Annotated in this window: 10 protein-coding genes; 7 read left to right on the forward strand and 3 right to left on the reverse strand. The window is 56.2% G+C overall.

The features are described from left to right. Window positions 1-51: 51 nt before the first annotated feature. Window positions 52-1,281, forward strand: coding sequence for a bifunctional glutamate N-acetyltransferase/amino-acid acetyltransferase ArgJ (argJ, locus tag ACWI0H_RS08385; protein WP_176303112.1), 1,230 nt, complete (start codon window positions 52-54; stop codon window positions 1,279-1,281). Between the two features lie 120 nt (window positions 1,282-1,401). Next, complete coding sequence (locus ACWI0H_RS08390) at window positions 1,402-2,358, forward strand: Nudix family hydrolase (RefSeq protein ID WP_472956249.1); 957 nt, start codon at window positions 1,402-1,404, stop codon at window positions 2,356-2,358. A gap of 96 nt (window positions 2,359-2,454) precedes the next feature. Here the strand turns inward: ACWI0H_RS08390 and ACWI0H_RS08395 are convergent, their stop codons facing one another. Together ACWI0H_RS08395 and ACWI0H_RS08400 are read right to left on the reverse strand one after the other, a co-directional pair. Then, window positions 2,455-3,357 carry a carbon-nitrogen hydrolase gene (locus tag ACWI0H_RS08395; RefSeq protein ID WP_472956251.1) on the reverse strand — a complete coding sequence of 301 codons (903 nt, stop codon included), beginning with the start codon at window positions 3,355-3,357 and terminating at the stop codon, window positions 2,455-2,457. A 10-nt stretch (window positions 3,358-3,367) separates the two neighbouring features. Further along, window positions 3,368-4,435, reverse strand: a complete 1,068-nt coding sequence (locus tag ACWI0H_RS08400) for an agmatine deiminase family protein (protein ID WP_485875880.1) — start codon at window positions 4,433-4,435, stop codon at window positions 3,368-3,370. A gap of 180 nt (window positions 4,436-4,615) precedes the next feature. Between ACWI0H_RS08400 and ACWI0H_RS08405 the strand changes: the two genes are divergently transcribed. Together ACWI0H_RS08405 and ACWI0H_RS08410 are read left to right on the forward strand one after the other, a co-directional pair. Beyond that, window positions 4,616-5,857: a lipoprotein-releasing ABC transporter permease subunit gene (locus tag ACWI0H_RS08405; RefSeq protein ID WP_485875881.1), complete on the forward strand. Its 1,242-nt coding sequence runs from the start codon at window positions 4,616-4,618 to the stop codon at window positions 5,855-5,857. Between the two features lie 25 nt (window positions 5,858-5,882). Continuing rightward, window positions 5,883-6,611, forward strand: coding sequence for an ABC transporter ATP-binding protein (locus ACWI0H_RS08410; protein WP_485876182.1), 729 nt, complete (start codon window positions 5,883-5,885; stop codon window positions 6,609-6,611). A gap of 23 nt (window positions 6,612-6,634) precedes the next feature. Here ACWI0H_RS08410 and ACWI0H_RS08415 read toward each other — a convergent pair whose 3' ends face one another. After that, entirely contained in the window at window positions 6,635-7,186 is a 552-nt protein-coding gene (locus tag ACWI0H_RS08415; RefSeq protein ID WP_485875882.1) for a DUF2062 domain-containing protein, read from the reverse strand. 97 nt (window positions 7,187-7,283) lie between these two features. Here ACWI0H_RS08415 and ACWI0H_RS08420 point away from each other — a divergent pair, with 97 nt between their 5' ends. The 3 genes from ACWI0H_RS08420 to lpxK are packed head-to-tail and all read left to right on the forward strand — an operon-like array spanning window position 7,284 to window position 12,369. After that, on the forward strand, window positions 7,284-9,551 hold the full coding sequence (locus ACWI0H_RS08420) for a DNA internalization-related competence protein ComEC/Rec2 (RefSeq protein ID WP_485875883.1): 2,268 nt from the start codon (window positions 7,284-7,286) through the stop codon (window positions 9,549-9,551). A 56-nt stretch (window positions 9,552-9,607) separates the two neighbouring features. Continuing rightward, complete coding sequence (gene msbA / locus ACWI0H_RS08425; RefSeq protein WP_485875884.1) at window positions 9,608-11,344, forward strand: lipid A export permease/ATP-binding protein MsbA; 1,737 nt, start codon at window positions 9,608-9,610, stop codon at window positions 11,342-11,344. Continuing rightward, window positions 11,341-12,369, forward strand: a complete 1,029-nt coding sequence (gene lpxK, locus ACWI0H_RS08430; RefSeq protein WP_485875885.1) for a tetraacyldisaccharide 4'-kinase — start codon at window positions 11,341-11,343, stop codon at window positions 12,367-12,369. Before msbA ends, lpxK begins: the two co-directional genes overlap by 4 nt. Window positions 12,370-12,377 lie beyond the last annotated feature (8 nt).

A 12,377-nucleotide genomic window follows, 5' to 3' on the forward strand; every position in this document is an offset into this window, starting at 1 on the left:
CGATTGTGTCTGAGATAACGTCTGACCAAGGTTTGCCTAAAGGAGAGAATCATGGCAGTGGGAAACACTCCCTTTCCAGAGTTGCCACCCCTGAAAGGGGTGCGCCTTGGGGTTGCAATGGCGGGTATCAAAAAGCCGGATCGTCGTGATGTGGTGGTGATTGAACTGCCCAACACAACGACGGTATCGGGGGTTTTTACCCGTAACGCCTTTTGTGCAGCGCCGGTAATAGTGGCCAAGCAGCACCTTGAACAGTGCCGTGCGGAGCACCGCTCGCCGCGTTATTGGTTGATCAATACCGGCAACGCGAACGCAGGCACTGGCGAGGCAGGCTTGCTCGATGCGCGGGCATGCTGTGCTGAACTTGCCAAACAGGTGGGAGTTGCGGCTGAGGATATCATGCCGTTCTCAACCGGCGTGATTGGTGAACCGCTGCCAATGGAGAAACTGCTAGCGGGATTGGCACCGGCGCTTGAAAGTTTGTCCAGCGCCAGTGTTGCCTGGGAGCACGCAGGCCAAGGCATTTTAACCACCGACACCCGGGCCAAAGGGGCCAGTGTCACGGTTGAAATAGGTAATCAGCAGGTAACGATTAACGGCATCACGAAAGGGTCGGGCATGATCAAGCCCAACATGGCGACCATGTTGGGCTTTGTGGTGACCGATGCAGCTATCGAGGCACCGCTACTGGATCGGCTATTGCGTGAAACCGTCGATCGCTCGTTTAACTGCATCACGGTGGATAGCGATACCTCTACCAATGACGCCTGTATGTTGGCGGCGACCGGCACTGGCCCTCGAATCGCTGATGAAGCGCAGATAGCCGCGTTCAGTAACGCTTTACAACGGGTAATGACCGAGCTGGCGCAAGCGATCATTCGTGATGCTGAAGGGGCGACCAAGTTCGTCACCCTGCAGGTTGGCGAAGCGCAAAGTCGGCAAGAAGCGCTTGATGTAGCCTTTACCGTTGCTCATTCGCCGCTAGTCAAAACAGCGCTGTACGCTTCTGATGCCAACTGGGGGCGTATTCTAGCAGCCGTCGGGCGGGCACCGGTGAACGATTTTGACGTTAACCGCGTGGTGATTGACCTGGGCGATGTGCGTCTAGTCGAACAAGGCGGACGCGCGGCAGGCTACACCGAAGCAGCAGGAAGCGCTGTGATGGCGCAGCCAGAAATTACCATTCGCATTAACTTGGGGCGCGGCGAAGAGAGTGCCACGGTGTGGACCTCTGACCTCTCTCATGACTATGTGTCTATCAACGCGGATTACCGCAGCTAGTCAGTCTCTCTCTGTTGGGGGCGGTGGTTGGCAGAGATATGGACACACGCAGCGAGATAGCGCCGATGGCAGAAGCGTTGGTGCGCGCAGTGGATCAAGACGTAACGAGTATATGAGTATATGAGCATAAAGGTAAAACGACGGGTTCACGTCGCGGCAGCTGCGATTATCAGCGCCGATCAACAGCAAGTACTGATCGCCCGTCGGCCGTCAAACGTTGATCATGGCGGACTGTGGGAGTTTCCAGGTGGCAAACTAGCACCTTATGAGACCGGTCTTGAAGGATTAAAGCGAGAACTGCATGAAGAGCTGGGCGTCGAGATTGTTTGTGCTCAGCCCTTGATTCGCGTTCACCATGAGTATCCTGACAAGCATATCCTGCTTGATGTCTGGCAGGTGCATGAGTTTGCCGGAGAGCCTTTTGGCCGTGAAGGGCAGGCCGTGCGCTGGGTGCCTATGAGCGAACTCTCCAACTATCCTTTCCCGGCAGCAAATTTACCGATACTGCGGGCGGTAAGGTTGCCTACCGAGTATTTGATCACCAACGAAGAGGCTGACGAAGCGCGTTTTGATGCGTTTTTGGAGCGCGCGCTGCGTGAAGACAAGATTCGCTTGGTGCAGCTGCGTGCCAAGCAGTTGGACGAAGCGGCTTATCTCGCCCGTGCTCAGCGAGCTCTGACTCTATGCCGTGAGCACGGCGCGCGGCTGCTGCTGAATGGTGAACCCACGCTGCTGGATCATATTGACGCTGATGGCATTCATTTGACCAGCGAGCGTTTGATGCAGCTTGAGCGTCGTCCGATTGCTGAAAATAAATGGCTTTCCGCATCGACGCACAACCAAAAGCAGCTTACCCAGGCAGCCGTATTAGGCTGTGACTTTGTCAGCCTGTCGCCGCTGCGCACCACGCCATCGCACCCTGAAGTCGCTCCGCTCGGTTGGCATGACTTTCAACAGTTGGTCGAACGTGCCGGCATGCCGGTGTTTGCATTAGGTGGTATGACGCGCTTTGATGCCAATCACGCCCGTGCCGTAGGCGCTCAAGGGATAGCCTCAATACGTGACTTCTGGAAGTAATCGGTCGCGTTAGCCCGCTCTATACCATCAACAACGCCTGCCTGAGTATTTATCCCAGGCAGGCGTTTTGGTTTGTTGGCGTTTTATCGAGGTTGGCTAGTCGCGGTAACGGCGAGTTAAGTCCCCATAGGCATCTATTCGGCGATCCCTCAGATAGGGCCAAATGCGGCGAGTATTTTCACTGCGCGCCATATCAAGCTCAACGACTAACTGTTCGGTCTCTTCTCCCGCATGCGCCAATAGTTCACCTTGCGGCCCACAAATAAAGCTGCCGCCCCAGAACTGAATGCCATCGCCGACTTCGGAGTGATCTGCCTCAAAACCAACCCGGTTAGCGACCAGCACGGGTAAGCCGTTGGCGACACCGTGGGCGCGCTGAATCACTGTCCAGGCATCTTTCTGGCGTGCCTTCTCAGCGGCATCGTCATTGGGGTCCCAGCCAATCGCTGTGGGGTAGAGCAGTAAGTCCGCACCGGCCAGGGCCATCAGCCGGGCGGCTTCCGGATACCACTGATCCCAGCAAACCAGCACGCCGAGACGACCTACGGATGTCTCAATGGGTGTAAAGCCTTCGCCGCGGGCGCTGTCATGATCACCCGGCGTGAAGTAAAACTTCTCATAAAACCCAGGATCATCGGGAATATGCATCTTACGATACTGGCCAATACGGCCTTTGGCGCGGTCATAGACCACGGCGGTATTGTGGTAAAGCCCTGGGGCGCGGCGTTCAAACAACGAACCGACCAGGACAATGTCCAGCTCCTTAGCGAGTGCTGCAAGACGCTGGCCGGTCGGGCCATCCAACGGCTCCGCTAGATCAAACAGCGAAGGGTCTTCGAACTGGCAAAAGTAGTGAGTGGCATGCAGCTCTTGCAGCAGTACCAACTGAGCGCCTTGTTTAACGGCACTGCGAATACCTGCTTCACTGGCAGCCAGGCTTTGCGCTTTATCAGGCCACGCAGGTTGCTGCACAACAGCGACGGTTAGCGTCGTCGACATGGTGACTCCTTTAACAAATAGCGGTCGCGGGAAACGTACTCTGGGTAAGCGTGCCTTGTGGAAGCTGCATGGTTAAGCAGTGCAGGCTGCCATGTTGGCGAATAACGCTGACGCACTCAATCGGAATTAGGGTGTGTTCGGGAAATGCGATTGCCAGCGCGTGTAGCGCGGTGACATCCGCCGGGTCGCCGTAAGTAGGAACCAGTACGGCTTGATTGATGATCAGAAAATTAGCGTAAGTGGCTGGTAGGCGGTGGCCGTCATCAGGGTCGAAGCAGGCCTGGGGCCAAGGCAGCGCGATCAAACGGTAGGGTTCACCATTGCGTTGTCGAAACGCCTGTAACGCCTGCTCCATCGCCGCCAGTGCCGGATAATGAGGATCATTGGGATCATCGCAGCGTACATAGGCGATGGTGGTTGGGTCGCAAAAACGGGCAAGCGTATCGATATGGCTGTCGGTATCGTCGCCTTCTAAATGCCCATTGGCCAGCCATAATACGCGGTCAACGCCAAAATCTTGGGCGAGCTGTGCTTCTATATCCTCTCGCGATAGCGTGGGGTTGCGGTTGGGATTAAGCAGGCATGCTTCGGTGGTGAGCAGTGTGCCTTCTCCGTCGGTTTCGATACCGCCACCTTCCAGCACTAAATTCCGTGTCGCTACCGGGCAAGCCCAAACGCCCGCCTCGGCAAGCCACTGGGTAAGCAGATTATCACGCTCAGCGGGGAACTTACCGCCCCAGCCGGTAAAAGTGTAATCGAGCATCATCATCTGGCCCTGCTCATCGATAACACTGATGGGGCCATGGTCTCTCGCCCAGGTATCATCAGTGGGTGCGACAATAAGCTGCAGCCGGGAAGCAGGCACGCCGTAAGCGTCAAATGTAATGGCTAAGCGTTGTTGCGTTAGCTCATCGGGTACGCAAATCAGCACGCGCTGAAAGCGTGTCGTGGCTATCACAATACGTTCCAGGGTGGCTTCGATGCGAGCAAGCATGGGCGCCCAATCGCCGTCAGGCCGCGGCCAAGTCAACTGTATCCCGTCTTGGGGATACCATTCGGGTAGCAAACGATAAGTCATAAAAGCGCAGGCCCACGGTCAGCAGTAAATCGGCGCAATGTAGGCGGTGGCGGGGCAAGTTGCAAGCGTAACGTTTTTAATCTGAACGCTCGCAGGGCTGATCGCTCTAATGGCCGTTTGGAACATGCAGCGAGACTAAAAAAACCGTACCATGAGCGCTTATTGATAAGGAATGACGCCATGCTTGATCGTTTGCCTTTTCTGGTGGGGCTGCGCTACGTGCGCGCTAAACGCCGGAACCATTTTATTTCGTTTATTTCGCTTACCTCAATGCTGGGGTTAATGTTAGGGGTCGCCGTACTTATTCTGGTGTTGTCGGTAATGAACGGCTTTGACCATGAGCTGAGGACGCGCATTTTAGGCATGGTTCCCCACGCTAAAATTGAGTCCCGTGTGGGAATGGTCGAATGGGAGTCTCTGGCCGAAGAGTTGATGCAGCGAGAGCGGGTCATTGGCGCGGCGCCTTTTGTCGAACAACAGGGCATGTTCTCGGTCGGTGGCCGCAATCAGGGGGCCATGGTTAATGGCATCAACCCTGACTGGGAAGACCGAGTATCTATCATTGGCGAACACATGACGCAGGGGGAGCTAGCTGATCTCGTACCCGGCGAGTGGAATGTGGTGCTGGGGTCGATGTTGGCGCGCAGCCTGGGCGTTGGGGTTGGGGACCGGGTGACGCTTTTGGTGCCTGAGGCTTCGATTACCCCGGCGGGGGTGTTTCCTCGCTTAAAGCGCTTCACCGTGAGCGGTATTTTTAGCGTCGGCGCTGATTTAGACGCTAACTTGGCCTACGCCAATATTGAAGATATGCAGACGCTTGCCCGCTTGGGTGACGCCATTGGCGGGCTTCGCCTTCAGCTCGACGACCTGTTTGCTGCTAGTAGTGAAACTCAGGCCATTCTCAACGAGCTTGGCCCTGAGTACCTCGGTAGCGACTGGACGTTCTCTCATGGCAATTTGTTCCAGGCGATACAGATGGAAAAGCGCATGATTGCGCTGCTATTAACCGTCATTATCGCCGTGGCAGCGTTTAATATCGTCTCTACGCTGGTCATGGTGGTGACGGATAAGCGCGCCGATATCGCTATTCTGCGCACCATCGGGGCCACGCCGCGCTCTATCATGGGCATCTTTATTGTTCAGGGCATGGCCATTGGCTTGATTGGCATTGCGATTGGTGTGGCGGTGGGCGTGCTGCTGGCACTCACTATCGCTGACCTGATTGGCTGGGTCGAAGTGACGTTGGGCATTCAGTTCTTGGATGCTGGGGTTTACTTCATTAGCGATTTACCTTCTCGCCTACAGTGGGATGATGTTAGCCGTATCGTATTGGCAGCCTTTGGGCTGACATTCCTGTCCACGCTCTATCCTGCTTGGCGTGCGGCGCGGGTTCAGCCAGCGGATGTATTGCGCTATGAATAATGGCTTCAGGAATAAGGATGACATGATGTCTACGAATACGATGTCTACCCACGCACAACCAGGCGCAGCCATTATGCTCGATTGCCAAGCGCTGACTAAGACTTACAGCGAAGGTCCTCAGGACCTAACGGTGCTCGATAAGCTCAGCCTGCAAGTGCGCGCTGGAGAGCGGGTGGCTATCGTCGGCAGTTCGGGCTCCGGTAAGACCACATTGCTGAATCTGCTGGGAGGGCTCGACCGCCCCAGCGAAGGAAGTGTGGTGATCGCTGGTGAGCCGCTATCGGGTTTGAATGAAGCGGCGCTGGGCAGCTTTCGAAACCGCTACATTGGGTTTGTGTATCAGTTTCACCACCTGCTGGCGGAGTTCACCGCCGTAGAAAATGCGGCGTTGCCGCTGATTATTCGCGGCCAGTCGAAAAAGGCGGCCGAGCAGCGGGCGATGCAGATATTGGAGCGAGTGGGCATGCAGCCGCGTGCCGACCATAAGCCAGGTGAGCTTTCTGGTGGTGAGCGTCAACGCGTGGCGATTGCCCGGGCACTGGTTACCGACCCCAGCTTGGTGCTGATGGATGAACCCACGGGTAACCTTGATCAGACCACTGCAGCGACTATTTTGGCGCTGATGGATGAGCTGGCCAAAGAGAGCGCCTGTGCCTTTGTGATTGTGACCCACGATGTGAGCCTTGCCGCTCATCAGGATCGTGTGCTTAAGCTGGATGCAGGTAGGTTGGTCGAGCAAACGCCAGCGCGTTAACGATGGAGATAGGCTCTTAAAGCTTAATCATCAAATTCTGCTTCAATCTGCGCACGCCGCTGCCGACGTTTTTGGCGGCGGCGTTTCCAATTATGGGAGACGTGCCAGCGCCAGATTAAGCGGATACCGATATTGACGACGATCGCTAATATCAACGCTGTCACCAGCGAGCCAACGATCAGAGGCGGCATAATGTCGTGCATCTGTTCGGCAATCCAGCGCGTTGAAATACGCGAGGGGGCTTCTCGTACAGGCGCACCGAGTATGAAAGTGCCCATCCGATAATTGCCGTAAAAAATGAGCGGCATTGTTAAAGGGTTAGTGATCCATACCAAACCGATCGAAAGGGCTAAGTTGCAGCGCGTTAAGCGAGCACCCAGCGCAGCGACCACCATCTGAAAAGGGATGGGGAGCATGGCGCAAAACACGCCCACGCTAAACGCATTGGCAACGCTTCGGCGAGTTAGTAGCCACAAACCCGGGTCTGCAATCAGCGGTGCCATAAAGCGTAGCGAGCGCTGTTTTCTGATGGTGTCGGGTTTGGGCATGTAGCGCTGCAGGAACCTGCGCGGCATGACGGATACTCTTACCTATCGATGCTGCCCATTATCCATATAGCGTTGCCCTTCGGCTATGCTAGGCCATCAATGAACATTCGACAGGGAGAGTTCTATGCGGTTAGGGGTCGCCATGCCCGCTGCACTTGCAGCTCTCGCTGGAGGGATTTTGGCATGGTACAGCCATGCCGCTGGGATGACCTCCAATGCGTTCGGATGGGTGCTGGTAGCCGCGTTGTTGATAGTGGCGTGGCAACCCCGCCGAGGTATATGGCTACTGATGGGTCTATGGGTATTTGCAGGCGTTCAGCAGCAATGGGCGAGCCGTTTGCCGACAGGCCTGACTGGTGAGGATATAGTCGTTGAAGCCATTGTGCTTAACGCTCAGCCGTCGGGAGACGCAACGCGTCTGATCCTGCGTGTTGATAGCTGCCAAGGCCCGGCACAACGACCACGTTGCTCGGTGATAAACAAGGTGCGGGTAACGGCTTATAGCGATGAAGCTTTTTATCCCGGTGAACAGTGGCGAATGACGCTACGTTTGCGGCCTCCCAGTGGTTTTGCCAACCCCGGTACGTTTGATTATGAGCAGTGGCTATGGCGTGAGGGAATTCACGCCACTGGGTATCTGCGCCAAGATCCACCGCCGGTTCGGCTAGCTTCCGCCGGGCCATCGCTGCGTCAGTTGGGGGTGGGTTTTTTAGCCCAGCAGGCGCTGGATGAGCGCACTAAACGCTGGTTGGCGGCACTGACACTGGGTGATAGCGAACAGCTTACCCAAGATGACTGGTCGTTGTTGAATGCGACCGGCACCACCCATCTGGTCGTTATTTCAGGCTTACACGTTGGGCTGGTGACGTCATTTGTATTGATGCTTGCCAAGCTCGGTGCGCGCTTAACGACGCCTACCAACTGGCGCATGCGCGCTTGGCCTTGGTGGGTGGCGGCGGTAGCCTGCGTCAGTTACGCCACGCTTGCCGGGATGGCACCGCCCGCTATGCGTGCCATGGTGATGACGTTGATTGGCCTGTGGGTGCTTAGTGGTCGACATGCACCGAGCCCATGGCAAGGGTGGTGGTTGGCCATTGCGCTGGTGCTCTTCGTTGATCCGTTGGCTCTGTGGCGGCCCGGTATGTGGCTGTCATTTGTGGCGGTGGCATGGTTGATCACTATTTGGCAAGGGCGGCGGCGCCCTCGGGGAATTAAGGGCTGGTGTTGGGCGCTGGTCAGATCGCAGTTACTGCTTGCACCGTTAATGGCCGCCGCTGTGCTGGTAGCATTTGGGCGCATAGCGCCCGCCGCTCCGCTGATTAACCTAGTGGCCGTGCCGTGGGTGAGCTCCATCATGGTGCCTACGGCGTTACTGGGTTGGTTATTATCGCCGGTGCCTTTTCTAGGCCATGCTTTGTGGTGGCTGTTTGAGGCTGCGCTTAATATTTTCCATTTACTGTTGAGCCTCTCTGTCCAGCACTGGCCGCTATGGGAGCCTGATCGGCCATTAACTTATCCGCTGGCCTTTGCGCTGTTGCTACTGTCACTCTGTTGGGGATTGCCTGTGGTGCTGCCGGGGATGCGGCTAGCCGCTACAGCATTGGTGGTGGCGCTGCCTTGGTGGTCGCTATCGTCAATGACTCCCCAGCAGGGGCTTCGAGTGAGTGTGCATGATGTGGGGCAAGGGCAGTTGATAGAGCTGCGCAGTGAACATTATCGACTGCTTTATGACACTGGACCGCGCTTTCGCGGCGGTTTTATGCCGTTGGAAACGCTGTGGTCGCCGGGTCAGCGCTTTGATCAAGTGATCGTTAGCCACGCCGATAATGACCATGCGGGTGGCGTTAATGCGTTATTAGCCGAGCATCAGGTTAATCAGTGGATAGCGCCCGCGGGTGAGACCCTGTCAGTCACCAGTCGGGCGTGCCAGCGAGGTCAAACCTGGCAGCGCGATGGCGTTGATTATCGCTTTTTATGGCCGCCAGCGGGCGCTAATGCGTTATCACCCAATGATCGATCCTGCGTGTTGGAAGTCAGTGTAGGCGAGCATCGGCTGCTCATCACGGGGGATGTGAGTACCGAGATAGAGCGACGGTTTTTGCTTGAAGTGGATTCGCCTGTCTCTATGCTTGTCGCGGGGCATCACGGCAGTGGAACGAGTTCGGGTATTCAGTTCGTACGTCATACCGCCCCTGAACATGTTGTTTTTAGCGCAGGACGTGATAACCCTTTTCAGCATCCGGGAGATGCCGTTGTGCGCCGTTTTCGTGATCAGGAGAGCTGTTTGTGGAGTACGGCTCAAGACGGCGCACTGCGTTTCTGGCTGGAAGCTGCTCGTCCTTTAGAGGTTAGAACGACGCGACCAGGGTCAAGTCGACGCAATCGGTGTTGAACCACGTCGCCATCAGGTAGAATTCACCGCATTGCACACTATTGCCGGGAGCGCGTGTGGCTGATTCAAGTTGGGGTATTTACAAGCGGTTATTGGGCTATGTTAAGCCACATTGGCGCGCGTTTTCGCTGGCGCTGGTGGGGTTTGTGGTATACGCCGCGTCGAGTACCGCACTGGCGGAAATGATGAAGCGGCTGATTGATGGCATTCAAAACCCGGATGCGGCCTTCCGGTTCTTCTTGCCACTGTTTGTCATTATTATGTTCTCCGCCCGCGGGGTAGGTACTTTTTTAAGTACTTACTTTATGGCTTATGTGGGTCGCTACGTGATTCATACTCTGCGCTGCGATGTATTTGCTCATCTTCTTCATCTGCCTGGCCGGTTTTTTGATCACCACTCCAGCGGTCAACTGGTATCGCGGGTGACCTACCACGTCGAGCAAGTGGCAGGGGCGGCCACCAAAGCGGTGACGATTATTTTGCGTGAAGGCTTGTTCGTCGTCGGCCTGGTGCTTTATCTGCTCTGGACCAACTGGATGCTCACGCTACTGTTTTTAGGCGTGACGCCGATTATCGCCGTCGTAGTGAGTTACGTCAGTAAGCGGTTTAGGCGTATCTCCAAGCGCATTCAGCACTCTATGGGCGATGTGACCCATATTGCATCGGAAGCGTTGTCTGGCTATCGCGTAGTGCGCACCCATGGCGCAGAAGATTATGAAAAGCAGCGCTTTGAGCGAGTGAGTGAAGAGAATCGTCGTCAAAGTATGAAAGAGGCCATGACCCGGGCGGTTAGCTCGCCGGTAATTCTGATGCTGGTGGCTATCTCTATGGCGCTGCTGGTATGGCTGGCGATGGCGCCCTCCCTGATGGAGAACATGACTCCCGGTGAGTTTGTCGCCTTTATTACGGCCGCCGCCCTGATGATCAAGCCGGTGCGACAATTGACTGAGATTAACGGTGAGATTCAGAAAGGGTTGGCGGCAGCTTCAGAGCTTTTTGGTCTACTGGATATGACGCCGGAGCAGGATAACGGTAAGCGTATTGCCAGCCGTTTAAGCGGTGAGGTCGTGATCGATAAGGTTAGCTTCCGCTATGCTGACGACCAACCCGAAGTACTGCATGAAATTAATCTACGGCTGGCGCCAGGTGAACTGGTGGCGATAGTCGGTCGCTCGGGAAGTGGTAAATCTACGCTAGTGAGCCTATTGCCGCGCTTCTACAGGCCTAGCCAAGGCAGTATCACCATTGATGGCGTCAATGTTGATGAGTACGCGCTTGGGCCGCTGCGCCAGCAGATTGCCTTGGTCTCCCAGCAGGTGACGCTATTTAATGCCTCAATTGCCGATAACATTGCCTATGGGGTGGCTAATCCTGACCCGCAGGCTATTCAAGCGGCGGCTGAAGCGGCCTATGCCCACGAGTTTATCGACAAACTACCCGATGGCTATGCGACCACCGTAGGCGAAAACGGCGTGATGCTCTCGGGTGGGCAACGTCAGCGGCTGGCGATTGCTCGAGCTATCTTCAAGGATGCACCGCTGCTGGTACTCGATGAGGCCACCTCGGCGCTGGATACGGAATCCGAGCGCTATATTCAGAAAGCGCTGGAGCGCGTTTGTGAGGGGCGCACTACATTGGTGATTGCCCACCGCCTGTCCACCATCGAACGGGCCGACCGGATCGTAGTGATGGACCAGGGGCGTATTATTGAAGAGGGTAGCCATCAGGCGTTGTTGGATGCCGATGGCGCCTATGCAGCGCTGCATAAGTTGCAGTTTCAAGAAGCATTATGACCCTGCCTACAAAAGCGCAAAAGACTCGGACACTGGCAGAGCGTTGGCTGCAAGGTGTCTATCAGGGTAGCCGTTGGCTTTGGCCGCTGAAGCCCTTAGGGGCGCTTTATCAATGGGGAATGGCCCGCCGTGAACAGGCCTACCAGCATGGTAATAAGGCTACGTGGAAGGCCCCCGTGCCGGTAATTGTGGTCGGCAATATTACCTTAGGCGGGACCGGGAAGTCGCCGTTAGTGGCGTGGTTGGGCAATTGGCTGGTGGCACAGGGCTGGTCGCCAGGTATTGTTACCCGCGGCTATGGCGGAACATCCTCGCACTATCCCTTGTTTGTCACCGCCGCCACTAATGTTACCGAAAGCGGCGATGAACCCTTGATGCTCGCGCAGCAGACAGGGCTACCGGTAGTGGCAGACCCCAAACGGTCACGCGGCGTGGAGGCGCTAGTGGCGGCGGGTTGCGATATTATTTTGAGCGACGATGGCTTGCAGCACTTGGCGCTGGCGCGGGATATTGAGCTAGTCGTGGTTGATGGTGCCCGCGGTTTAGGTAATGGTCGCTGCTTACCCGCCGGGCCGCTGCGCGAATCGCCCAGCCGGTTGCAACGCGTTGATGCCGTGATCGTCAATGGTGACTCACAACAGGCGTTGCCGGTCGGCTCTGTGACCACTATGCAGTTAGCACCGCGTTATTGGCGCCGCTTAGATGACGGTGCTCGGTTTTCGCTAGCGCCGCTGCCGTTTTCGCTACCAGTTCACGCGGTGGCGGGTATTGGCAATCCCGAGCGCTTTTTTCGCACGCTTTCCGATTTGGGGGTCAGTGGTGACTGGCACCCGTTGGCCGATCATCAGCATTACAGCGCTGACGCGCTAAAATTTGCAGATATCCGCCCGATTATCATGACAGCCAAAGATGCCGTCAAATGTTATGCCCTGGCACCGCCGAATAGTTGGGTGCTAGATGTGGAAGCAGCGCTTCCACCCGAATTTGAACACTGGCTGGCAGCGCGGCTGTCGGCACTTTCCTAAAGGAGTCA

The organism is Halomonas sp. NYA30, from assembly GCF_976980765.1.